At 69.7% G+C, this 23,587-nt stretch carries 21 protein-coding genes and 2 pseudogenes; 14 read left to right on the top strand and 9 right to left on the bottom strand.

The window, feature by feature from the left end; all coding sequences use genetic code 11:
* Positions 1-491 precede the first annotated feature (491 nt).
* Entirely contained in the window at positions 492-1,508 is a 1,017-nt protein-coding gene (locus tag ACFXPK_RS09825; protein WP_385073559.1) for an STM4015 family protein, read from the top strand.
* 445 nt (positions 1,509-1,953) lie between these two features.
* Here the strand turns inward: ACFXPK_RS09825 and ACFXPK_RS09820 are convergent, their stop codons facing one another.
* Positions 1,954-2,565, bottom strand: a complete 612-nt coding sequence (locus tag ACFXPK_RS09820; RefSeq protein WP_385073556.1) for a TetR/AcrR family transcriptional regulator — start codon at positions 2,563-2,565, stop codon at positions 1,954-1,956.
* Positions 2,566-2,851: 286 nt separating this feature from the next.
* On the opposite strand from ACFXPK_RS09820, the gene ACFXPK_RS09815 reads away from it, so the two are divergent.
* Both ACFXPK_RS09815 and ACFXPK_RS09810 read left to right on the top strand, forming a co-directional pair.
* Positions 2,852-3,415, top strand: a complete 564-nt coding sequence (locus ACFXPK_RS09815) for a hypothetical protein (RefSeq protein WP_385073553.1) — start codon at positions 2,852-2,854, stop codon at positions 3,413-3,415.
* Between the two features lie 181 nt (positions 3,416-3,596).
* Positions 3,597-4,118 carry a hypothetical protein gene (locus ACFXPK_RS09810; protein ID WP_385073550.1) on the top strand — a complete coding sequence of 174 codons (522 nt, stop codon included), beginning with the start codon at positions 3,597-3,599 and terminating at the stop codon, positions 4,116-4,118.
* Positions 4,119-4,223: 105 nt separating this feature from the next.
* On the opposite strand, the gene ACFXPK_RS09805 is transcribed toward ACFXPK_RS09810, so the two are convergent.
* The 4 genes from ACFXPK_RS09805 to ACFXPK_RS09790 form a co-directional block, all read right to left on the bottom strand.
* On the bottom strand, positions 4,224-5,213 hold the full coding sequence (locus ACFXPK_RS09805; RefSeq protein ID WP_385073547.1) for an NAD(P)-dependent alcohol dehydrogenase: 990 nt from the start codon (positions 5,211-5,213) through the stop codon (positions 4,224-4,226).
* 508 nt (positions 5,214-5,721) lie between these two features.
* Positions 5,722-6,555, bottom strand: a complete 834-nt coding sequence (locus tag ACFXPK_RS09800) for a hypothetical protein (RefSeq protein ID WP_385073544.1) — start codon at positions 6,553-6,555, stop codon at positions 5,722-5,724.
* A gap of 305 nt (positions 6,556-6,860) precedes the next feature.
* On the bottom strand, positions 6,861-7,076 hold the full coding sequence (locus tag ACFXPK_RS09795) for a hypothetical protein (RefSeq protein ID WP_385073542.1): 216 nt from the start codon (positions 7,074-7,076) through the stop codon (positions 6,861-6,863).
* 442 nt (positions 7,077-7,518) lie between these two features.
* Positions 7,519-8,499 carry a nitrilase-related carbon-nitrogen hydrolase gene (locus ACFXPK_RS09790; RefSeq protein ID WP_385073539.1) on the bottom strand — a complete coding sequence of 327 codons (981 nt, stop codon included), beginning with the start codon at positions 8,497-8,499 and terminating at the stop codon, positions 7,519-7,521.
* Between the two features lie 48 nt (positions 8,500-8,547).
* Here ACFXPK_RS09790 and ACFXPK_RS09785 point away from each other — a divergent pair, with 48 nt between their 5' ends.
* A complete protein-coding gene (locus ACFXPK_RS09785; protein ID WP_385073536.1) occupies positions 8,548-9,486 on the top strand; it encodes a LysR substrate-binding domain-containing protein in 939 nt (312 codons plus the stop codon).
* 603 nt (positions 9,487-10,089) lie between these two features.
* Here ACFXPK_RS09785 and ACFXPK_RS09780 read toward each other — a convergent pair.
* A complete protein-coding gene (locus tag ACFXPK_RS09780) occupies positions 10,090-10,944 on the bottom strand; it encodes a methyltransferase domain-containing protein (protein ID WP_385073534.1) in 855 nt (284 codons plus the stop codon).
* 1,099 nt (positions 10,945-12,043) lie between these two features.
* Between ACFXPK_RS09780 and ACFXPK_RS09775 the strand changes: the two genes are divergently transcribed.
* From ACFXPK_RS09775 to ACFXPK_RS09755, 5 genes and pseudogenes are all read left to right on the top strand, one after another.
* Positions 12,044-12,361 (top strand): hypothetical protein, encoded by a 318-nt coding sequence (locus tag ACFXPK_RS09775; RefSeq protein ID WP_385073531.1) that lies wholly within the window; start codon positions 12,044-12,046, stop codon positions 12,359-12,361.
* Positions 12,362-12,611: 250 nt separating this feature from the next.
* Positions 12,612-13,217, top strand: coding sequence for a hypothetical protein (locus ACFXPK_RS09770; protein WP_385073529.1), 606 nt, complete (start codon positions 12,612-12,614; stop codon positions 13,215-13,217).
* A gap of 88 nt (positions 13,218-13,305) precedes the next feature.
* Positions 13,306-13,611 (top strand): hypothetical protein, encoded by a 306-nt coding sequence (locus ACFXPK_RS09765; RefSeq protein WP_385073526.1) that lies wholly within the window; start codon positions 13,306-13,308, stop codon positions 13,609-13,611.
* A gap of 50 nt (positions 13,612-13,661) precedes the next feature.
* Positions 13,662-14,378, top strand: a complete 717-nt coding sequence (locus tag ACFXPK_RS09760; RefSeq protein WP_385073523.1) for a hypothetical protein — start codon at positions 13,662-13,664, stop codon at positions 14,376-14,378.
* A gap of 152 nt (positions 14,379-14,530) precedes the next feature.
* Positions 14,531-14,862, top strand: a pseudogene (locus ACFXPK_RS09755) (hypothetical protein); the annotation flags it as partial.
* A gap of 47 nt (positions 14,863-14,909) precedes the next feature.
* Here ACFXPK_RS09755 and ACFXPK_RS09750 read toward each other — a convergent pair.
* From ACFXPK_RS09750 to ACFXPK_RS09740, 3 genes and pseudogenes are all read right to left on the bottom strand, one after another.
* The gene (locus ACFXPK_RS09750) at positions 14,910-15,839 is read right to left on the bottom strand and encodes an ADP-ribosylglycohydrolase family protein (RefSeq protein WP_385073520.1); all 930 of its coding nucleotides are present in this window, start codon (positions 15,837-15,839) and stop codon (positions 14,910-14,912) included.
* A 379-nt stretch (positions 15,840-16,218) separates the two neighbouring features.
* Positions 16,219-17,127 carry an aminoglycoside phosphotransferase family protein gene (locus tag ACFXPK_RS09745; RefSeq protein ID WP_385073517.1) on the bottom strand — a complete coding sequence of 303 codons (909 nt, stop codon included), beginning with the start codon at positions 17,125-17,127 and terminating at the stop codon, positions 16,219-16,221.
* Between the two features lie 52 nt (positions 17,128-17,179).
* A pseudogene (locus ACFXPK_RS09740) lies at positions 17,180-17,401 on the bottom strand (transposase); the annotation flags it as partial.
* Between the two features lie 415 nt (positions 17,402-17,816).
* Here ACFXPK_RS09740 and ACFXPK_RS09735 point away from each other — a divergent pair.
* The 5 genes from ACFXPK_RS09735 to ACFXPK_RS09715 all read left to right on the top strand — a co-directional run bounded on the left by ACFXPK_RS09735 (position 17,817) and on the right by ACFXPK_RS09715 (position 23,251).
* Complete coding sequence (locus ACFXPK_RS09735; RefSeq protein ID WP_385073514.1) at positions 17,817-18,386, top strand: hypothetical protein; 570 nt, start codon at positions 17,817-17,819, stop codon at positions 18,384-18,386.
* 483 nt (positions 18,387-18,869) lie between these two features.
* A complete protein-coding gene (locus tag ACFXPK_RS09730; RefSeq protein WP_385073511.1) occupies positions 18,870-19,766 on the top strand; it encodes a S1 RNA-binding domain-containing protein in 897 nt (298 codons plus the stop codon).
* Positions 19,767-19,829: 63 nt separating this feature from the next.
* Entirely contained in the window at positions 19,830-22,082 is a 2,253-nt protein-coding gene (tap, locus tag ACFXPK_RS09725; protein WP_385073508.1) for a telomere-associated protein Tap, read from the top strand.
* A 3-nt stretch (positions 22,083-22,085) separates the two neighbouring features.
* Positions 22,086-22,643 (top strand): telomere-protecting terminal protein Tpg, encoded by a 558-nt coding sequence (gene tpg / locus ACFXPK_RS09720; RefSeq protein WP_384994453.1) that lies wholly within the window; start codon positions 22,086-22,088, stop codon positions 22,641-22,643.
* Positions 22,644-22,930: 287 nt separating this feature from the next.
* Positions 22,931-23,251: a hypothetical protein gene (locus ACFXPK_RS09715; RefSeq protein ID WP_385073504.1), complete on the top strand. Its 321-nt coding sequence runs from the start codon at positions 22,931-22,933 to the stop codon at positions 23,249-23,251.
* The last annotated feature ends 336 nt before the right edge of the window (positions 23,252-23,587 follow it).

Below are 23,587 nucleotides of genomic sequence, written 5' to 3'. Positions count from 1 at the left end.
CTCCTCCTGTTTTTATCCGGGGTTAGTGGTGTCCCCCCCACACGCGGTGGGTTGAGGGGGGGGGGCGGGGGGGGGCGCGGAGCCCGGCCGCGGTCGACGTCGCTCTGGCGGCCGTCGACAACGTCTTGTGCCGCCGTACAGGCCCCACTGCCAGGTGGGTGATCAGCCACCCGGCTACCCCGGCAACGACGATCACCACAGGGAACGACACATGGCACACGGTCGGCCAGCCGAATTGACGCCGTTACGACACCGAGCGCAACTCACGGCCGACTGCCGCATAGGGCCCACGCCGTCGCCCGGCAAGAGGGCCAGTACGTCGGTTGATCTGCCGAATTGGGCGTGCCGGGGAGTCGCGACGGCGCCGGGGCGCGGTGAGCGCGGGGAGAACGCCTGAGCGAAGGTTCTGCCAGCACACTGACGGACCCTCATGCCAGAGTGGGGCCTGGCAGTTTTTCCCCTCGTCGCACCGTAGGACAGGAGCAGCCCGGATGGGTTTCTACGACCGTTTGGAGGAGTTGTACGGTCTCCCCGCCCTGACGTTTCCCGCGCAGGGTTCGTCGGCGGCGCTGCCCGCGCCCGATGCTGTGGCCTGGCGGATCACCGGCCAACCCGATGCCGTGGCCTGGCGGTTCTCCGAAGGAGAGCCCCTGCCCGAGGAAGAGTGCTGGGACGAGGTCTTCGACCGTTTCTGCACCGAGGTCGACACCACACGGGTCCGTGCCCTGATCGTCGGTAACTGGGGCGATCCCGATGACATGGATCCCTCCGACGCAATCACAGCACTGCTGGCCGCGCGTGACCGGCTGCCCGCCCTGCGGTCGCTGTTCCTCGGGGACATCGTGGCTGAGGAGTGCGAGATCTCCCGGATCAGCCAGACCGATGTCACACCGCTGTTGGCCGGTTTTCCCGCGCTGGAGGAGTTCGGCGTACGCGCGGGAGAGGGCAACCTTATGGGAGAAGCGCTGCGCCTGGAGTTTCCCGCCCTGCGCCACGACGTGCTGCGCAGCCTGACCGTGCAAAGCGGCGGCCTGCCGGCGGACGTCGTCCGCGGTGTGGGGGCGAGTGAACTGCCAGCGCTGGAGCACCTCGACCTGTGGCTGGGCATCTCGGAGTACGGAGCCGACTGTGAGGTCGCGGACCTGGAGCCGTTCCTGTCCGGCGCCCGGTTCCCCCGTCTGCGGCACCTGGCCCTGCGTAACAGCGAGCGCCAGGATGAGATCGCCGCCGCCATGGCCTCCGCCCCGGTGGTTGCCCGACTGGAGGTCCTGGACCTGTCGATGGGCACCCTGAGCGACGACGGCGCCACCGCCCTTCTCTCCGGCCAGCCACTCACCCACCTCAAGAAGCTCGACCTGCACCACAACTTCCTGAGCGAACGCTTCCGGCACCGGATACGCGAGACGCTCGAACCCGCGGGCGTCGAGGTGGACGTCGACCATGGCGACGCAGAGCAGGACGAGGGGGACAGCGGTACCGTTCAGCGCTATGTCTCCGTGGGGGAGTGAACCCCGCGCGAGCCGCCGGGACTTCGCGGGATCGCGCCACCGGCGAGAGGAACTGACGGACGCCGTCGAGGAAGCGCTGCATCAAGGCGGTGGATGCCTGCGCCCGCAGGACGCCTGGTAGCGGATCGATGCCGCGGGGGGACGCTCAGTCCCGGCGTCGGCGTATCCGGCTTGGGGCGCGGCGGCGCCGGCAGTATGACTCCGGCCTGCACGATCCTGCCCTCGGCAGCGCTGCCTTGGGAGGACACCCCCGGCCTGGCGCATGAACCGACGCCTCGGTCAGCCCGACCGCGTGTCACCGCGCCGCTGGAAGTACATCTGCACGCCACCCACTTTGCGTTCGAGGAGGAGGTCACCACAGGCCACCTGCATCGGCTCGCCACCACATGGGTCACTCCCGAGCAACTCGCACGCCATGCGGTGCGCAGGCCGGCCGGCCCTCGGTTCACTGTCCTGCGGGTGTGGCGGGAGGGGCGGTTGTGTGCGCTCGCAGGATTCCTTCGACGCCGTGGAGAAAGGTCTCCGAGACGAGAGCCGGGTCGTGGAGGCAGCCGGCGGACATGGCGCCGTCCCGGAGCATGACGAGGTGTCGGCCTTCCGTGTCGGCGGGCGCCGCGCCGGCCTGTGCCAGCAGCTCTGTGACGGTGTCCAGGAACCACTGCCGGTGGGCCAGTACGGCGCGGTGGACCGGGTGGGCGGGATCGGGGTATTCGGCCACCGCGTTGAGGAAGGCGCAGCCGCGGAATCCCGGGGACCGGATTCCCTCGACGATGGAGCGGCCGACGGCCCGGATCCGGTCGGCCGCGGGGCCGCCGCTCGCCCGGGCATCCGCGACTTGGCCGCGGATGCCCTGGTCGGCCTGGCCGAGATAGGCGAGGACAAGGTCTTCCTTGCCCGAGAAGTGGCGGTACATGGTGGCCCGGGTGACCTGGGCCTCCGCGATGATCCGATCGATGCCGACGGCGTGGATGCCCTCCGCGTAGAAGATCCGGGTCGCCGTGGCGAGCAGCCGCGCTCGCGCGGCGGACGTGCTGGCGCCCTCTGTGCTCCGACTCATGGTGGCCAGCCTATCAATCCGACGGGGGAGAACGTTCGGTCTTGACAGCAGGGGCATCAGTGCTCTTCTCTTAGCGAGACAGAACGTTCTACCTCTTCGTTGGTCGGGGTGCTCGTACGGCTCCTCGTCGTGTGAGCCGTGCCCGGGTACGGCTCCGATCACCGCGGCGGACTCCGCGGCACCGCGCCGGGTCGGTACGGGGCACCCGCACGGTCGAGGAGGCAGACGCGAGCACCCGATGCCCGAGCTGGTTCATCTCTCTTCGCGCTCTTCGAAAGGCACTTCCATGGACACCCTTGTCGGGGCCACTTCCACCGCCACTTCCACCGGCACCTCTGCGGCACTGCGCAGGCTGTACCTCCTGCGCTTCGCGTTCGCCACCGTGTGGGCCGCTCTGCTGTTCGTCACCGCCGGGAGCCTCGGTCCGGCGAGTGCGGTGCTGCTGGTGCTCTACCCCCTGTTCGACGTGGCGTGCGCGGTCGTCGACATCCGGTCGGCCCGGGCGGACGACGGCCCGGTCCGTGGCCTGTACGTGAACATCGCGCTCAGCGCCCTTACCGGCGTCGGACTCGCTGTCGCCGCCACCTCCGGCATCCCGGCCGTCCTGCGCGTCTGGGGAGCCTGGGCCGTCACCGCGGGACTCGTCCAACTCGTCGTCGGCGCCGCCCGCCGCCGACTGGGCGGTCAGTGGGCGATGATCGCCAGCGGTTCCATCTCCGTCGTCGCCGGTACCTCGTTCTTCGCGCAGGCAGGCACGGGCGACGCCACTCTGACCAGCCTGGCCGGCTATGCCTTCCTCGGCGGGGTCTTTTTCCTCGTCTCGGCCCTTCGCCTGAAGCGCGCGGGCTAGGGACTCCGGGCACTCCCGGTGTCACGGAAGCCGGGCAGGGGCAGGGGGAGGGGCAGGTGGAGGCGGAGCGGAGTGGGCAGCACCCGGACGGGGATGCTCCGCAGGATCCCCGCCGCCCGCCGCCCGTATCGGGGCTGGCGCGGCTGTCCTCGCCCTTGTCGGCCCGCATTGCGCGACAGGCGTGGCGTCGCTCTCCTCGGCAGCGCCTCCGCGGTCATGGTTTGGCCACCTGCACCGACCGATGGCCGCAGGCGGTACGGGCCGCGACGCGAGGTCCCGTCTGGCGCGTGTGAGGGGTGTACGACGCAGGACGACGAGGATCTGCCGGTCAACCGAGGCTCGCGGTCAATCTCCGGTGCCGGTAGCCCATGTGGTCAACGCGTTCAATCTCTGCCACGAGGGGGTGTGGCGCATGCGGCCGCCGGTCCTCGACGGGCGGCCCCTCGCCGTACCCGTGTGTGGGGACGACGAGGTGGCTCTCGCGGGTGCACACGAGTTGGTGGGCGACCTGGGCTGTGAACCCGTGGCCGGCGGCGGTCTCGAACGTGCGGGACTCCTGGAAGCGACCGCCGCGTTGTTCATCGCACCGTGGGTCGGCGAAGGAGCGGATGCCCAGACAATCGCCCCACCGCTGACATACGCGGCCGGACCGAGCCGCCGGCAAGCGGAGAGCGGCACGGCAGCAGTCCGTCGGGGGCACTGAGCGCGGCGGGCGAAGTGGTCCCGGTTAGGGGGCTGGTGTCGGTGAACGACGGGGCGGATCGGCTCATCTCCTGGGAGGGGGGGAGCTGGGTCAGCGGGCCGTACATCAGCGCACCGTGATGACGGTCTTGCCGCGGGAGTGGCCCTCCTCCAGATGGCGTATGGCCTCGGCCGTGTCGGCCAGCGGGTAGGTCCGGCCGATTACGGGGGTGACTTGACCGGCCTCGATGAGCGCGATCACGGTGAGCAGATCGTCTTGGGCCGGACCGCCCGGGGTCGCCGGGATGATCGGGCGCAGGCTCTGCCGGGTGATGGTGTTGACGGCGGCCAGTGCCAGCGTGGAGCCGATTGCCCCGAACACCCGGCCAGGTGAGCCGCCGCCGTTGGCCACCAGGATTCCGGTCGGGGTGAGCGCCCGGCGTAATCTCCCGAGCGGCAGGTTGCCCACGTTGTCCAGGATCACGTCGTAGCGGATGTGTCCTTGGGCGAAGTCCTCGCGGGCGTAGTCGATGACGTGCGCCGCGCCCAGTGAGCGCACCATCTCGGTGCCGCCGGCGCTGCACACCCCGGTGACCTCTGCGTCCAGGGCGGCCGCGATCTGTACGGCGAAGGTGCCCACGCCTCCGCCAGCCCCGTTGACCAGCACCCGTTGCCCGGCCCGGACCCCGCCCACCCTCTGGATGCCGCGCAGGGCGGTCACCGCTCCCATCGGCACGGCCGCCGCCTCTTCGAAGGACAGGCGCTCCGGCTTGGGCACCATCAACTTCCGGAAAGTGCACGCGTATTCGGCGAACGCCCCCGGGCAGAAGCCCATCACCGGGGTGCCGGGCCGGAGTCCTCCCACGCCGGCGCCGACAGCCTCCACCACTCCGGCCGCGTCGATGCCCGCCACACGGTGCTTCGGACGGCTCACTCCCATGCCGCCCAGCAGCCGCGCCGCGTAAGGGTCGCCGCGCATCATGTGCCAGTCGTAGGGGTTGAGCGCGGCGGCGTGCACACGTACCAGCACCTGACCGGCCCCGGCCCGGGGCCGGTCGACCTCCCGCAGCCGCAGGATGTCCGGCGGCCCGAACCGCTCCTGGAGCACTGCCTTCATCGCCCTGCCTCCCATGTCCCTGGGATCCGTCATGACCGGCACACGTCCGGCGTAGGGGTGAGGGCAACGTAGGCGTGGGCGGCACAACCGTCAATGCCCGCTGGCGGGATCGCAACGGCCGGTGGCCGCGAGCGCGGTGCTCCTCCAGCTGATCTTCACAGCGGACGCCGGTATCGCCGCCGGCATCCAGCGTGTCCCCGGGACGGTAGTGGGCCCCCCACCCTCACTGAGCCCTCGAACGCCCGGAAGACCGGGCCACGGACATGGTCTGCCGGAGCAGGTAGGCGACCTCCGGTTGCATCGCCATCCCGGTGCCATGTCCAGATGTGCGCGGGCTCATGCTCGAACACCGTCATGGGTGCTCCGGTACCCAACGGCCCGCCGCCGGGATCATCGGTCTCGGGCTCCGCGGTCCGTGTGGTGTTTCATCCTCATGATGATTGCCGTGGGGTAGAGCATCGGCGTACTGCCGGTGGTGAGTATGTCCTTGTGGTGTGACCCGTCTCGGTCAGTCCATGAGCAGTACGTCGATGAACTGCCAGAGTGTGAGCCACAGCCCCGCGGTGAGGAGCCCTGCCAGCATGGGCGCCACGGCGACCCCGATCACCACGTACGCGAGCACCGGCTGAGGGGCGTACAGCTCGTCGGGGTCGCGTGGGTCGTAGCGCACCTCGATCCTGCGCGGCTCGCGGCCGATGATCTTCCCGCTGCCGACGTAGGTGCGCGCCCGGCCCTCCGCATCGGTGAACTCCCAGATCTCCTTGTTCGCGCTGTTGCGCCCCGCGGAGGTCGCGGCCACCGCGATGCCGTGGCGGCGGGTGGACCAGTGCTCACGCACGATGCCGCCGGCCAGTTGCAGATAGCGGCCCGCTGCGAGCAGGAGCAGCGCCCCGGGGATCGGCATGAGCCACTGGCCGGGCTCTCCGGCTGCCGCGACGTACACCACGAGGGCGGCCCAGAGGCCGATCGCGAACACGGCCACCGTGACCGCTGCGGAGTGCCGTGCCAGGAACACCCGCCACTCCGGGGCCGTAGGCGTCTCCTCGCTCACCAGCTCCATACCGTCGCGCGGGGAACGGTGCTCGGGCAGGACGGAGGTCACCGCGGAGACGAAGGCCGACACGGCGGCGGGGGAAGAGCGGGTCACCACGAAGACGACGGGATCGCGTCCAGCACTGGTCAGTTCGATCTCGGCAGTGTCGCCGCCGGCCCCGGACGCCCGTACCTCCCGAATGGCCCGTACAGGAATGCGCCGGTGGATGCCGTTCTGCTCCAGCAGGACGGACCGGTCTTCGAAGTGGGCCGTGGTGCCACGGCCTCGCAGGATCAGGGGGGAGGTCACGCCGGTATGACCATGCTCGGGGCCACAAGGTTGCCCCCGGGACAGCCGTTGATCTCGCCACGGCATACTCAACGGCCCAGAAACCACTGGTCCTTCTGCGCACTCATGTCCCCTCCGGCCCCCGGCTCCCCGGCCCTGCGGGTTCTCCGCGGGGAAGGACGCGTCGAGACTGCCACCGGTGAGCTGCCCAGGCCGTAGCCGGCCGGGCCGGCCGCGGCGAACTCCGCGAAGTCAGGGAACGGGGTCTCGAACCCTGGGCCCCGAGCTGCCTCGGCCGGGCTGTGGGGGGTACGGCCGGATGGCGATCACTGCGTTCTGCTCCGGCGCTTCTGCGGATTCTTGCTCGCCAGGCGGGAGATCGAGATCTCGGTCGTGTGCTTTCCGGGGTGGCGGTGGTCCAGCGGAACCTCACCGTCGAGCACCGGAGGTCGGTCTCGGTGTCGGTGGGGCACGCGGTCCACCGTGGTGGTGCCGGCGAGGCGGCCACCGCGGTCGGCGTCGCCCACGGGGTCCGTACGCACCCGTGGTCACTCCTACGACAGCCGGTACGGCGAGCGCCGCCAGGATCTTCCGCATGGGATCGCCCGTGCCTCCATCGCCCAACGCGACCGCGCGCAAAACGGATCCAGGACGCCATCGCCGTACCGGCCCTCACCAGTGCCGTCCGGCATAGCCCCTTCGTGGCGAATGGCCCTCCTGCCAAAGGGATTTCACGCGGCCACGCCGCCACGTCGCCACGCGGACGCAGGGCTGCGTGACGCCGACGAAGGCCGCTGACGGCAGGACCGCCGTCGACGAAGGCTGCCGAGGACGAGGACCGGTGAGAATGCCGTCGCCGCGCCTGCGATCACCGGGCTGGGCAGCCCGGCGTCGGCCGGCCGGGCCGCGTTGCGGGCGAGGGCCCGGAACAGATCCGTGGCCGGAACAGATCCGCCACCGTGGCCACGAGCGGAGCGGCGCTCTTCACAGTTGTTCCGGGATCGACCGGCCGCTGGTGAAGGTGGTGACGGTGGTGCGGGGAGATTGGTCGACATGGAGGGTGAAGATGTCGGGGCGGGCGTAGTGGCCGGTGGCGTCGAGGTCGAAGCGGGCGCGGGCGAGGTCGTCGAGGTCGAGTACGGCGGTCAGGATGCCCTCGCCGTCACGCAGCGGGCCGGCCAGGACCTCGCCGAGCGGGGAGACGATGACCGAGCCGCCGCCGATGAGGACCGTGTCGGGTTCGTTTCCCTGGACGGGGTGGAGATCGGCGGGCAGGGCGTCGCGGCGCAGGTACTGGTTGGCGCTGAGGACGAAGCAGCGGCCTTCCAGAGCGATGTGCCGCATGGTGGCCTGCCAGGCGTCGCGGTCGTCGACGGTCGGCGCACACCACAGGTCGACCCCCTTGGCGTACATCGCGGTGCGGAAGAGCGGCATGTAGTTCTCCCAGCAGATGGCCGCGCCGATCCGGGCGGTGCCGGTGTCGATGACGGGCAGGGTGGAACCGTCTCCCTGGCCCCACAGGCAGCGCTCGGCGGCTGTGGGCATCAGCTTTCGGTGCAGGCCCAGGTAGCCGTCGGGGCCGAAGAAGAGCGCGACGCAGTACAGCGTGCCGCCCCGGCGCTCGACGGCGCCGACGACGGCGTGGCAGCCCAGTTCGCGGGTGACGGCGGCCAAGGCGTCGGTCTCCGGTCCGGGGATCTCGACGGCCGCGTCGTGGTAGCGGCGGAACAGGTCGCGGCCGGCCGGGGTGCGGCTGCCGACCGTGACGCCGAAGTCCAGGCCCTTGGGGTAGCCGCCGAGGAACGCTTCGGGGAGTACGACGACCTCGGCACCGCGGCGGGCGGCGGCCTCACGGATGAGTTCCTCGGCCCGGGCCACAGCGGCCCGGGTGTCGAAGAGCGGGGCGGCCGCCTGGACGACGGCGACGGTCACGGAACGAAGAGGCCGTGCAGCGGTGGAGGTCATGTGTCGACGGTAGGAACCCGTTGCTCATCCGGCAAACTGATCCTTGCGATGATCGACATCTATGAAACCGAATTCCGGAAGGCCGACCTCAACCTGCTGGTCGTCTTCGCCGCACTGATGCGCGAGCGCAGCGTCACCCGCGCCGCTGCTGCCCTCCATCTCAGCCAGGGCGCGGCCAGCGCCGCCCTCGGCCGGCTGCGCGGGCTCTTCGGCGACGAGTTGTTCACCCGTACCCGCACCGGCGTCGAGCCCACGCCCCGTGCCGTCGAGCTGGCCCGCCGTATCGAGCCCGCCCTCGGCCTGATCCACGGCGCTGTGACCGACCGGGACCGCTTCGACCCGGCCACCGCCCGGCACACCTTCACCCTGGGCATGTCCGACGATCTGGAAGCGGCGTTGCTGCCCCGCCTGCTCGCTGCGACGGCCGCACTGCCGGGCATCCGGCTCGCCGTACGGCAGTCCAGCCGTAACACCGTCGCCGGCATGATCGACCGCGCGGAGGTGGACCTCGGTGTGGCCGCCGCCCCCGCGTACGGAGCCGATCACCGCGGGCAGGAACTGTTCGCCTCCGGCTACACCACCCTGTTCAACCCCCGCCTCCTGCCTCTTGGAACCCCGCTCGCGCTGGAGGAGTACCTGGCCCACCCGCACCTGCTGATCTCCTACGACGGCCGCCGCGGCATCGTCGACGACCTCCTCGAAGCCCGCGGACTCGACCGCCGAGTAATCGCCTCCACCACCCACTTCGCCGGAGCCGCCCTCCAACTCGCCACCTTGCCCGCCCTGGCCACCCTCCCCACCCACGCGGCCACCGTCTACGCCGGCACCTTGAGCCTGACGACGTCCCCACCGCCCCTGCCGATGCCCACGTACACCGTCAGCTCGATCTGGCACAGCACCGTCACCGGCGACCCCGCCAATGAATGGCTGCGCCGCCTCGTCCACGAGGCGGCTCGTAGCGGCGGTTTCGGAGAACTGCCGGGCTGACAGCACGTCAGCACCACCTCGCGACCACCTCGCGACCGCCTCGCGCACCCGACGAGGCGCCGCATCGCCGGCTCTCCTGCCCGCCAGGCGTGCCACGCCTGCCGACAGGGGGCGGTACGAATCTCCGCAGCGCCGGGACCAGCGCCCCCGAACAGATCCACCGCGGCACTCCACAGGACGACTCCACGACGGGAGGGCATGGACATGGTGCGCGAGATGCGTGTGAGCCGGTCGGGTCTGCTCGTCACCGATGTCGCGGGATGCGGGTCGGCGGGCCGGCGAACGGCTGCGCCGCTACCCTGGCCAGCGCCGGCCGGCCATGCCGCCCGCTTCGCCGATCGTGGTCGTTTGCTCTCACCAACACAGTTCAATGGTCGTAGAACATCGGCTCGAACGACTGGCCGTCCTCCGTCGGCAGAGCGGGGACGGCCTGGGCGAGCGCGATGTCGACGGGGAGCTTCACGTCTCCAGCGTGCGCCTCACACGGCCGTCCAGCATGCGGGTCGGCGAGGCCTGGCCCGCGGCGGCCTCGTCTCGGTGGTGAACGGTGCTCAGACAGCCGCTTTCACTGGGCTTGGGCCGGCCGGCCGCTGGGGTCGTATGTCAGCGCGCGGTCACTGAATACGCGGCGAGCGCGCGGTTGCCGCGCGGCTTGGCGATGGCCCGGAGAACGTCGGCCTGGTTCAGGACGAGCTGTCGCACCGGCTCGGGCAGCGCGGCCAGACGTTCCTCCTGTCCGGCCAGGTCGAGGCAAGCAGCGACTTCCCAGTCGCCGTCCTGAAGCTCTTCGGTATCGACCGACTTGCTGCCGTCGGCCGTCCAGCCCGCCTCGGGCAGGAGCCGCAGCAGCCCCTCACGCGAGAAAAGCGTGCGAACGTTGCCCTGGCCATGCGAACCTGCGGCCTCGACCTGGCCCTGGATCAGCACAGCGAGGAGGTGCGCCATCTGGTCGCCGGATGCAGGCGTCAAGTCCCACTCGGTGAACCATAGTCTTCGAGCCCACGGCCGCACCCGGGCCAGTGTGTCTCGCAGTTGTCCGAGCGAAGCGAAGTACCAGGAGCAATGTGCGAGCACCACATGGTCGAAGGTGCTTTCGGGGAAGTCGACTGATGGGTCGAGGACGTCGGTGCCGAAGCGGAAGTCGATGCGCGGCCCGAGAGGGCCCGCCGCGAGCCGGGCTGCCGATTCTCCGAGCGTGACCGGCGCCCCATAGGAGGGTTCGGCCACGTCAACGGCCACCACGCTCCCTTCGGGCCCAACCGCCTCTGCGAGGACAGCCGTCATGTCGCCCTGGCCGCAGCCTAGTTCGAGGACCGATGAGCCAGGTGAGATCTGCCAGCTCGCTACGAGCGCGGCGCGGTGGCGAGTCTGGAACAGCTGGATGTCCGGGCCGTGATCGGCGGCGGCCATGCCGGCTGCGATCGAGGGGGCCTTGGCGTAGAGATCGGGGTGATTCACAAAGTCCTTGGTGTACTCGACAGGTCGGTGCGGGCCGATGGTACGAGACGCACGGGCAGCGGCGCCTCCTGCTTTCCGGGCATCCTGTGATGCCCGCAGCCTGAGCAGACGTGAGATACGCACCTACCTTGCCGCTTATCCACCGGCGGCGAACTGGGCTCGAACTTGTCGGGGTCCCCAGTTCACCGGACGTGTGAGAGGCCGGGCACCGATCCTGCGCTCAGGGTCGATGCGGTACGGGGCCGTGACCGCGGGACTGGTCGAGCACAGCCTCCAACGAGACGCGTTGGCAAAGATGTCAGAGTTCCGGACGGAGCTGTACGTGTGCCAGACGTCGCGAGCGGACGCCTTGTTCGACCTGTGTGACGCGGTGCTGTGCACCGACAAACCGGTTCGCACTCTTGTGGGCCCGGCGCTCGCGCCGGAAGGCCGACGAGGGCGTGGGGCCTTGCGCTCCAGGATCAAGCGGGCCGTAGCGACGTCCCTCAGCTCCGTCGTGTACTGGCGGGCGCGCCGCTGCCCCGGGTGGGCGACGGGCGCCTGGGGCTGGCCGTGGACGCCTCGCCGTGGCCGTAGCCGGCTGCCGACACATGCTCGGATCGCTCACCGCGGTGACCGTTAGCAACACCAACAGTTACGGGACGGCGACCGCGCAGGCATGAGCCCGGCTCCATCCCGACTGACTCGCCCGGCCGCATGGATCGACCACGGTGGCCCGCTTCCGATCATCGAGGGCACCGCAACCCGGCCGGCGGTTGAGAAACTGTCCAGGGGCGGGGTGAACAAGCCCGTCTGGCTGTGGTGGTCGGGCACCGGCGCCGCCACGGGCGACGTCAACAATCTGCGCGCGAAGACGGGCATGCCAGCCAGTGCACCGGACTCAACCGCCCTGGCCCCGGCCGACCGCTCGGATCGAAGAGCCGGCAGCCCGCCATCCGCTACGACGTCGGGCGTGTCCTGGCCACCGGCGAGTCCCGTCTTGACCCGCACACCACAAGAAGGGGACAAAGCCCACGCAGACGGTCGATGATGGCCGTAGGAGCGGTCATGAATAGGCTGATCGGGTTGCAGACGCAGCCGGATGTACGGGGGGCCACTCATGGAACACAACACTGAGCAGAAGAACGGCGAAGGCTCAGCTTCTCAGTACACCCGGGATATGCGGGAAGAACGCCGTACTGTGCGCGAGGCACTGCGCTCGGATCTCCCCGCCGCCCACATGGGCCTCGGCGTGACCGTCATCGCCTTGGTCGTGGTCGTCAGTTTCTCCGGCCCCCGATGGACCGTGATCGTTGCTGGCGCCTTCACGGCCTGGTTCCTTCTTGCACTGGCGGTGATTCACATCGGCAACGGCCGTGGCTGGGACGTCGTCCGGCGGGCCTACATCGCCACGTTCGGCTGGGGCAACTGGATCTGAAGGCGCTTTGCTGGCTGCCCCTCCACCGAAACCAGACGTTGAACGACAAAATCAGTACCTGTTTGTGAAGGTCAACGATGCTGGTCTCTCTGTCTGGTGACTTTTGGTAATTGCCGCCATGTGGCCTGTTATGGTCCGCTTTTGCGACGGCAGAACCTTGTCCTTCACGCGGTCGGGATCGATCAATCCCTATAGGCTGCCGGTTAGTCATCAACTGTGCATGAACGGGGAATTCATGAGTATGGACGCGGTGCGAGCGGCCTCTCGGCTGGTGGGCCGACGTACCACTTTGCGCTATCTCGCCGTCGGCGTCGGGGCCTCGCTGCTCGCGGCGTGCAAGGGGAACGACAAGGCACAGAGCGACGGTAGCGAGGACAGGAGCGGGGACGGAACGGGGGGCGGAACCGGGGGCGGCGGCAGCTCGCCGGGGCCCTCCGGGGTGACGGGCAGGGCGTTCGCGGCCTTCGTGCGCGGTACCTGGAAGGTCACCTCGACGATGCCGGGCGCGAGCGGCGAGTCGTACTCGTCCTCCGTGACCGTCGACGGCGGGACGTGGAGCATGGACTCCGGCGGCGGGGAGCCCTCGAAGGGCACATGGTCGCTCCAGGGCACGCGGCTGGAGATGCGGGTGCCCAAGCATCCGGGCGAGGATGAACTGCACGACACCGCCGCCGACAACGTACCCGCGACGATCGGCGACTCCGTGTCCGTGGGCCTGCCCTGGCAGCCGCCCGGCGCTTCGGGCACCGCTTCCAGCGAGCGGCTGGAGGTGGACTACAACGAGAAGGCCGGGCTGCGTATCCGGCACTTCGACGCGCACGGCAGCATGACCGTCCATCAGTGCGTGCGGGCCTGAGCTTGTCCTTTAACGTTCCGCTTCGAACAGGCGGACCTGGGAGTGGCATGATCGGCTCCGGTTCGACTCGTTTGTGGGGTGGTGTGACGTGGGCGATTGGCAGACCGATCCGACGTTCGCGATGTGCCGGGCGTTGGTGGACGGGGCGGAACTGGCCTCGTTCGCGGGCGGGCCGTTCGACGTGCGGGCGGTGATGGCCGCCATGCGGCCCGAGACCAAGAGCGGATTCCTGCTCGGTCAAGTCCCCTGGGAGCGCTTCCCGCAGGGGGAGACGTCAGGGATGCCGTTCACCTGCTGTACAGCGAGGGCTCCCGCTGCGGCGGAACGGGCGTTGTGGGCGGCATGTGTGCCAACGACATGCGGGCCGCCGCCGTTCTCGCTGTACCGTTCCTGATCCGCATCGCCGCCGACACCGGCCACCCATGTCGTGCCAACGCTCTTGCCATGGCCTCCTGCCCAGCCCGTGCCCGCCATTTGGGCATTGCCTCCCGCGACGAACTGCTGCTCCACCGGGCGGACCTCCAGGACGGCGATCTGCATGACGAATACGACGACTACGGCGTCGAGGTGACCGGCTACCCTGCTGGCTGGTCGGTCGCCGCTGCCCGGGCCGCGATCACCGCCGACACCGCCCTCCTGCACCCACTTCTCGGCGACCCCGACCCGTCGATACGTATCTACGCCGCCTACACACTGGCCACTGCCTCAGACCCCGACCGTACGGTCCGTTCCTCCTTCCGCGCCCGGCTCGGCGCCGAGCAGCACCCGGTGGTCAGCGCCGCCCTGGTCCTCGCCACCGCCGAAGCCACCCGCGCCCACCCCCACGCGCCGGCCATCGCGTGGATGCGGGAGCTGTGGCGGGACCGGACACAAGCGCCCGAGGTCCGGCTGGCCGCTGCGATCGGCTGGCTCTGCCTCACCGACGAGCCCGTCCCCGACGACATGCGCACCGCCGTCGACGACCTCGCCACCGACGAACACGCCCACACCATGGACGACTTGCCCTGGATGGCCAACGCCGGGGGATCCCACGAGAGCGGACTGCAACGCTGCGTCCGAACGATGCTCCACCCTGACCAGCCCGATCCCGAGGATCAAGACGACCTGTGGGCCTCGCCTCCGCCGGCGCTCGCTCCGTCGCCGCCCGCGCCCCCGACGTAGACCTTGATCCTGTTCCCCGGCTGTGCAGAACAGGGCGAGCATGACGGGTTTGATCCAGGCGGGGGTGAAGTCGAGATGGGCTTCGATTATGCGGTGCAGGGAGCCGGCCCTGGTCGAGTGAGGCGTGTCCCTGGCGGCTGACCGGGAACTTCGAAGGAGAGAGGGTGCTTGCCCTGCCCCGGGCGGACGTTGTGCTGTCTCCACCAGCGGCTACCGAGCGCCCGAGCCTGCGTGTCCGGCAGAGAGCTGATGTGCTGGCGATCTTCCGCTTCTACTCAGACGAGGAGATCGATTTCGACGTTGATCTGCGCGAGTTGCAGGGGAAGGAGCGACCTGATGTTCTCTGCGGCTTCCAGTGGGAAAGCAGGCGGCGGTCGGCTAAGCCGGTGGTGATGCATCCGGAGGTGCACATGGTCATCCGGTGCTCGGGTTCGATGTCGAAGCTGATCGAGTCGTGCTCAAAGCGGAGTCACTGGCCAGGTGACTGCGGCTGAGCGCCCGGGTTCGTGGAGAGTACGGAGCAGCACCCGTTCAGCATCCGAGGCGGTGCGCAAGGCGGAACAGATCTGCCAGGTGCAGCACCCGTCCCTCGAATCCTGGGAGGGGAACGTGGAGGGTTCGGGTCCAGCGTGCGGGGATGGCATCCAGCCCGTAGTACGCCCCCGCGAGGCCTCCGGTCACCGCGGCGACGGTGTCCGTGTCGCCGCCGAGGTCGATCGCCGCGCGTATCGCGTCTTCGAAGCCGGCGGTGGTGCGCAGGGCCCAGACGGCGGAGCCCAGACAGGGCCAGACGGCACCGTTGAACTCGGTCGCCTGATCGGGGTGCCAGTCGGGCGCGAGGACGGTGGCGTAGCGGCTGCGGTGGTCGGGGTGGACAAGGGCCAGGATGTCCGGGAGCGCGGCGAGCGGGTCGGTGTCCTCGAACATGAGGCGGATGAGTTCGTGGAAGATCGCGGTGCCTTCCCAGGCCGCGCGGTCTCCGTGGGTGAGGGCGGCGATACGGTGCGCCGCGTCCATGGTCGCTTCCCGGCCGGCGGGTGCGAAGTGAACCGCGGAGGTAGATGCCCGCATCAAAGAGCCGTTGCCCGCTGCTCGTTGGTTGACCTGGAAATGATGCGCAGCGGCGAGGTCCCAGGGCATGCCGTTGGTCAGGACGTCTTCGGTCTGCAAGCCGATGTCCTTGGGGTCTGATGCCGCCCACCGCTGGAAGCGGGCGAAGATGTCCGGCAGATCCAGTCCGCTCCGCTCCAGCAGGGACTCCCCGACCAGGACGGCCATCTGCGTGTCGTCAGTGGCCTCGCCGGGGTCCCAGCCGCCGCCTCCGCACATCTCGCCACCGGCTCCAGCCGCGGGAAACCGCGCGGAGAACGCTCCCGGGGGGCCAAACTCGAAGGGTGCGCCCAGGGCGTCGCCCACCGCTGAGCCGACGACCGCGCCGGCCGCTCGCTGACTACGCTTCATTCGCGAAGGCTATCCGTGCCGCGCCGACGGCCACGCGGCCCTACTTCCTTCCCCGGCTCTCCGAACCATCGGCGTCGAGTGCGTCTCGTCGTCTACGGAGGTGCACCGCTTGGGACACCGTGGGTCTGAGACACCTTCACAGGTCACATAACGCCGTCCAGGACCACTCCGGCCGACTGACGGATCGCGGCCACGGCCAGGTCCATTCAGACCTCCGTGACATCGCCGTCTGCCCGCGACTGCAGGCGTACACCGTCCCCGGTACGGCACAGCACTGTCCGGTGTTCGTCGCTCTCCAGATGCCGGTGAGTCTCAGGAGACCGAAGTGACCTGACTGGTGTCCTTGGGCGGTGGGGGAGTGCTCCGATGTCGCTCCGGGTTACGCGAACCGTTCGTGGTCGGCCAGTACCGCGTCGATCACACGGAGATGAAGGGCGGCTCGCTCGTCCTTCGGATCGGAGCACTGGGTCAGCGTCAGCAGGGACTTCCACAGCGCCCAGCCCCTGGCCCTGGCCCAGGTGCCGTCATCCTGGCCGAGCGTGTGCCGGAATGCCTCGCGGCTCTCCTTGCGGAGCATTGTCCAGGCGATGACGAGATCGCAGGCGGGGTCGCCGATGCCCGAGGTGCCGAAGTCGATGACGGCCGACAGCTTGCCATCGGTGACAAGGAGGTTGTTGCCGCCGATGTCGCCGTGGAACCACACCGGCGTTCCACGCCACTGGGAATCGAGTGCCGCTTGCCAGGTCTCGGTGGCCCTCATGGTGTCGATCCGGCCGCTCAGGGCCGTGATGCAGCGACGCGTCTCGTCGTCGTAGTGCGTGGGTGACGCGCCACGATACCCGCTGTGCGCCCCGGCGAGAGGTCCACCCTCGGGGTCACAGCGCTGAAGGGCGAGGATGAACTCGGCGATGCCAGTGGCGAACTGGGTCATGTCGTCGATGCGTTCAGGAACAGCCGTCTCGCCGGGCAGCCAGCCGCGCACGGACCAGGGGTAGGGATATCCCACACCGGGCGCTCCCTTGGCCAGGACAGTGGGGACAGCCACCGGCAGCGCGGGGGCCAGACGAGGCAGCCAGTCGCATTCCTTGTCGACCGCAGGGGCGTAGCCGGCTGCGGTGGGCAGGCGAACCGTCATGCCGTCACCAAGGCGGTAGGTGCGGTTGTCCCAGCCGTCCACCGCCACCGGCACCACAGGCAGACCGCTCCACTGAGGGAACTGGGCGCTGATCAACCGCTTCACGAGCGCGGCGGTGATTCCCGCGCGCCCGTCCGGTACATCTGTAAGCACCCGCTGATCTTCACCGGTGAGGTCGTACCAGGCAAGTGATGAAGACCGTGTCCTATGTGGTGAGGCGGACGAGTCGTTTGTAGCAGCAGATGGCTGCGGCGAGTCCGAGGAAGGCCAGGTAGCCGCGGGGGTGGCGTTCGTAGCGGTGGTTGAGTCTTCGGTAGCCGGTCAGCCAGGACATCGTGCGCTCGATCACCCACCTTCGGCGTCCTGATCGTTCGCCGGATTCGATGATGACGCCGATCTTCTTTTCCTTCCTCGCGTCGCCCGAGTCCATGGGGTTCGTACCACGCGGCAGAATCAGCCGCCTTCACATCCTGTACGACCCGCGGGCCCTGATCGATGCGGAGCCCCCGCTCGACCGCGAGCCGTACGCATGCCGCATCACGGCGGTACGCGCATGGTTCGGCCCCGGACACCCGCACCGCGTCCGCCGCATCGTGCCGCGGCTGCCGGACCTCCGTGCTGCCGGACCTCCGTGCTGCCTGGGACGCCCCTGATCAGGATGTCGCCGCGGCGCGCCCGTACGTACGCTTCTGCCCGGGCCATCCAGGACCGGTGGTCGCCCCGGACCGCCGCTCCGGCGCCGTGCGGGTCGTCGGCAACGAACTGCACGTGGTCCGGGTGCTGGGCCGCTTTCAACGGCGGTCGCCAGCCTGTAAGTTGCAAGCCTCTTATGGGAGGCGGCAATGCGTAAACGCGTCACGCGCGGCTCCGGCCGCGACGACAGCATCAAGCTCCCGGAGCCCGGAGATCTGATCTTCGTCTACGACGGAGGCCCCGGCCTGGTCACCCGACTCGAAGGCTGGGCTCTCAGCGTGACCGACCTGGCGTTCGGAGAGGCCCCCGAGGCCGTGCGCGACCGTAAGGTCGCGGTCTTCCGCACTCCCGCCGGCGAACTCGACATCGCCACCTCCGTGACGCCGCTCGCCGTCGTGGAGACATCGTGGCACCTCGTCAGCCCGGCCGGTGACATCGTCAACAGCGGGCCCCACAGCCTCTACCGCGCCCAGCCGTCCAACCCGTTGACCGAATCCGACGGCATCCACGACTCGGGCCTCCTCCAGGCGTCCATCGGGGCCCACCCCGTGTACGGCGTCCCCGCCACCTCGCGGCGTGCCTCGACCGTCGACACCCCCGGGACACCCGAGCCCGAGGACGCAGGCTTCACCGGCGCCTCCGGCGGCCAATACGTCTGGTTCATTCCGGAACCCGGCCGGATCGGCGCACCCACCCCTCGTGACATCCAGCCCGGCTGACTCCCCACGGCGGAGGCCCCTCACCCGGCACGACATCCGCCCGACAGTCCGCCCGTTCGGCCCCGTGATCGGATTCCGTCGGCAGGACGGACCGGTCCACCGAACGCCGGGGCGACTGCTGGCCCGGGGCGACGGCAACGCCTCAGCAGACGGACACAGGCCGTGAACGGCCGCCCCGGTGGTGTGGGCGCGCGTACCGCGTACGGGGGGAGGAAGGACGGCCATCGTGGACGTCGTCCTCTTCGAGCGGCTCGACCGAGGCGAGGGCATCGGCGCCACCGACAAAGTCGCCTCCCCGGCGCGGAGGTGGCGTGACCCGCCGTTACCGCCTCCCGTACGCCCCGCCCGCCGAGCGGGCCCGCCTCCGGCGCTGCTCCTGCGGGCACGCCGGGGGCTTTCTCATGCCGACGCCGTGACAAGCTGGTTGGGGCCTGGTCGAGGGAGTTCGAACCAGCGCCGCCGAGGCAGACTAGGCTCACCACCGTGTCCGATCCAGCCCCTGACCCGCGTATGCAGTCCTTGATCAACCAGCTCCGGCCGGGTGCCGTGAGAGCGGTGAGGGTCACCGGGTTTGACGGATCCGACGTCTTGGTGCGGCTCGTAGACGCCGACAACGACGGCGAGAAAGCCGAGATCGCTCGGATTCCTCGACAGGAGGCGTCGATGCGTCGGATGGAACATCCGTCCGAGCTGTTTGAGGTCGGTCAGGAGATCAACGCCGAAGAGATCGGCCGTTGGCGCGAAGGTCAGCTTCACCTCTCCGCCAGGGCCTGCGAGATTCCGGCTCTGCGGTCTTTCCTCCTCGCCTTCGAACGAGGGCAGGTCGTGGCCGGGACGGTCGCCGCCGTTCACAACTTCGGGGTCTTCGTTCACGTTGATGGCGAACCGGACGGCCTCTGCACCGGCTTCATCCGGGTACCGGACCTGACGTGGGGCTGGATCAACCACCCTTCCGAGGCGGTCGAAGCGGGTCGGCGGATCACCGCTGAGGTGATCATTGCCGAGACTCGGACCGGACAGGTCACGCTCTCGCCGAAGGCTCTCCAGGATGATCCGCTCACTCGGTTTGTGGATCAGGTCGGCCGGGTCCTCACCGGGTCCATCGCGAAGATCGTTCCTTTTGGCGTGTTCGTGCAGCTCGCTCCCGACGTTCTGGGGTTCCTTCATCTCTCGGAGTTGGCCGACGAGTCGGTCGACACCCCCGACGAGCTCGTCGACGAGGGCGAGCTGATCAGGGTGAAGGTCGCCGAGGTCGACCTCCGGCGCCACCGGGTTCGACTGAGTGTCGCCGAGGTCGCGGATGGAACCTCGGGATCTGGTGCCCGGCCAGCCTACGACCGCGGGCGTACGTGTTCCGCCTACCTCAAGACATGCGATTGATGAGCGGTGTGTTGAGCGAATCAATGCGCGATTGAAGTACTGTGGGGAAGGGAGGTGCCCTCTGTGTCTACTGAGAACGAGTTGTTCAGCGCGGTCGATGCGCTGCTGGAGCAGGTCGCGCAGGATGATCTTCCGGCTCCTGCGGAGCGGAAGCGTCTGCGCGAGGTGGCGGGGCTGAGTCAGGCGCAGATCGCCGCGGCGCTCGACGCGCGCCGCGAGGCTGTCGGGAACTGGGAGAGCGGGCGGACCGAGCCGAGGCCGCCGAAACGCGCCGCCTACGCCCGGCTCCTGGAGGGCCTCGCCGCCCGCTTCCCCGCCCCCGACGCCGACGTACCTGTCGCTGCCCCGGCGCAAGTCGTCCCGGAGACGTTCACCAGCCCGGCCCCGGAGCCGACCTCTGGCCCCGTCCCGGAGCCGACCCCTGCCCCCGCCCGGGAGCCGACCCCTGCCGCGCCCGTCGTCGTATCGTCCTCCCGTCCGGCGGCGAACAGCACCACCACCAGGTCGTCGAACGCGACGTCGCAGCGTCCGGGTGCGAAGAAGGCGGTGGCGAAGAAGACCACGGCCGCCGCAGCCGCCGCTGACCCGAGGTTCGAGAACGGCCCGCTCGCGGTCATCGACGTCGACGAGGGCGGGCAGGTGTCGGCGTACTGCGTCGGGGGCCTGGTCCTGGACGTGCCCGCCAAGTCGATCCCGGCGCTGGTCGACTGGACACTGGCCGAGGCGCGGCTGGGGCAGGGGCGGCTGCACCGCAACGGCCGCGACGCCGACCCGATCCTCGTCCTCACCGCGTCCGCGCTGGAACGCTACGGCCTGCCCACCGTCCTGTCGGAGGAGGAGCGCAGAGCGAGCCGGCTTCCCGACAGCCACAAGGTGGTCAAGCAGATCGCCAAGGCCGGCCTCCAGCTCACCCAGCGCGGCTTCGGCCCGTGGGCCCGCCTCTTCCGCGACCCAGAAGGCGCGAGGCGCCGCTGCGTCCAGCTGTGCGTCCTGCCCTGGAACGCCCTGGACGCGCGAGAGTGGGACAGGAAGGACGCCCCGCAGCTGCCGTCGATGCACCCGGCCGACCTCGCCCAATACCTCGGCCTCTACGCGCAGCGCGTGATGACGCCACGTGGCACCACCGCGACGACGGGTCTGGAGCTGATGGTCGCGCTGCGCCCGCCGACCCGCGCGGAGAAGGACCCGGCCGACGGAGAGTTCAAGCGGGCCCTCAACGCCGACGCGCTCACCCAGGTCTACGACATGGTGGAGTGCGAGGTCCCCGACGAACACCCGGTCCTCAAGAGGAGGTTCGCCCGCCATCACCAGCGGACTCCGGCGGAGATGCTGCTGGAGGAGCCCTACGACTGGTGCCGGCCGCTGACCGACGAGGAGTGCATGGTCCCGTACCTGGTCGCGGTGGACATCAACATGTCGTTCGCCGCGGCGGCGAACGGGCTCACCGTCGGGCTGAACGGACCGACCCACCTGACCGGGAATCCAACGTTCGACGCGACGCTGCCCGGCTCATGGCTGGTCGACCTCTCCCACGTGGACCTGTCCCGTGTCCCGGTCAACGGTCGTACGGTCGACGGCGACCGGCTCCCGTCGCCGTTCACGCCGAAGGGCGACCGCCCCACCGGACCGGCCTGGTACGCCACGCCGACCGTCGCCTACGCGGTGGAGCTGGGCTTCGAGGTCGCGCCGGTCGAGGCGTACGTGCGTACGCGGGCCGGCCGCTACCTGGACTCCTGGTACAAGCGGCTGCGCGACGCCTACGTCGTCACGATGGCCGACATGGGCGTCACCACCGACCTCGGCGGGAGCGAGTTCCTGGAGGCGATGGCGCGGCGCAAGGATGTCGACCCGGCGATGGCGTTGCTGGAGACCGCGATCAAGGCGACGGCGAAGGGCGGCATCGGCAAGCTGCGGCAGCGCAGCCGGGGCCAGGTGCCGTACTACGAGCCCTACCCGGCGCTGAAGCGGGAGACGTGGCGCCCCGACATCCGCGCCGCAGTCCTCGCCAACCAGCGCGTGGGCCTGCACCGCAAGCTGATGAAGACGGCGGCCGCGGCCGATCTGTACCCGACGTCGATCGGCACCGACGCGATCGTCTACCCCTCGCCCGGACCGTCCCCGTTGGACATCCTGCCGCACACGCCGGAGGGCAGGCCCGTGCCGGGCACGTTCCGGCTCGGGGTCTCGCCCGGGATGGTCAAATGGCAGGGCACCCGGACCGTCCTGTGGGCGGAGGAGCAGTTCGAGGAGCGTGGTGAGGTCTTCAACATCGCCAACCTGATCAAGACCGACCCGAGCGCCGGAGAGGGGGAGTAGGTCATGGTCGACTCGCTCGGGGAGAGCCTGGACCGCGCGCTGGAGGGGGCGTTCACCCGCCGCGTCCCGCAGTCCGCCCAGGCGCAGATGAGGTACCTGGTCAAGCAGCTCAAGGGCACCAAGGCCGTCGCTCAGGCGCTCGGGATCTCCCAGCGCACCGTGGAACGGTACGTCAAGGGTCAGCTGAAGCGGCCCCGCCGGGACCTCCGCGGCCGGATGGAGGGCGAGGTCAGGAAGCGGTGGCAGCCGCAGATCAAGGCGAAAGCGCGGAAGAAGGCGGCCTCGACCGACGGGATCGTCGTCTCCACCCGCGCCCGCTTCGGGTTCACCGCCGCCCCGGGCACGACCGATGACGCGCGTGTCCGCGACATCACCCAGGCTCTGCCCCCCGAGTTCGCCGACCGGCTGTTCACCGCCCAGGAACAGGGCGCGAACGAGCGGCAGCTCCAGCAGATCGCGGCCGACGGTCTCGCCCAGATGTACTTCCGCGCCGACAACAGCCGCGCACGCGGCCTCGGGGTGGAGTTCACCGACGTGGAGCACATCCAGATCGACCTCTAGCAGACCAGCTCGTAGCAAGCGCTTGGCCCCCGGCTGAGTCGAAGCGCGATATCCGTCACCACGACCGGCTCTCTGTCACCAGCTCTTCCGGACAGGGTGTGCGCAGGGCTGGAAAGCCGTGCCGGAACCCGTGAGCTGTGGCGTTCCGCGACAGTGGACCGGGTCGGTGGAGCCGGTGTGACTCCAGTGGTCATCCGAGACTCATCGGTTGCTCGTTTGTGCAACCTACTTCGACGACCCGGCGTCCAGTTCAATGACGGACGGCTGCCGATCACCCGGGAGGGCACGTGGCGAAGAAGGACGGGACAACGGAAGCGGCGGGGGAGAAGGACCGCGAGAAGTGGATGGCGCGTTTCCAGGTACGGCTGGCCATGCAGCCGGGCGTGGACCGGGCAGTGGTGCTCCAGGCGGTCAAGGAGGTCACGGCGCACTGCGCGGAAACGGGAGAGCACCCGCGGACCGCTTTCGGCGTTGCGGACGACTATGCCGTGCAGGTCGCCGCGCGGCTGGTGCCGGCCGACCGGGCGGCTCGCGTGAGGCGGCACGACGCCGCGGTGGACGCGCTCGGCTCCGTGCTGAAAAAGGCCAGGGACGTCACGGGTCTGTGACTGGTTGACGGGACTTCCGCCACGGTCCGGCGCACGGGTTCTGACGCAGCCTCCATCCGTCGGGGCTATGGGGCAGCTCAGGCGATTGACGGAGCGTCGGAGGCGGTGACACCGGTTGCGCTCTGCGCGCCGCTGTTGGCAACGGCGTGCCGCTCCCGTGGCAACCGTCGTGCTTCGCCCGGTCGACGCCGCAGGTGACACGTACCGTGCTTCGGCTCAGGACGCCGGTTCGTGGCCCCTGGCACATGCTGTCGCCGGGTCGGCCGGCAGCGGCCTTCTCTGCGGCGCGTGTCTTCTTGGCCCGCTGCTGGTCCTCGTACATCACGTCTCAGCGCC

It is taken from the genome of Streptomyces sp. NPDC059142 (assembly GCF_042755665.1).
Lineage (GTDB): Bacteria > Actinomycetota > Actinomycetes > Streptomycetales > Streptomycetaceae > Streptomyces.
This window is presented reverse-complemented; position numbering and strand designations above follow the sequence as displayed.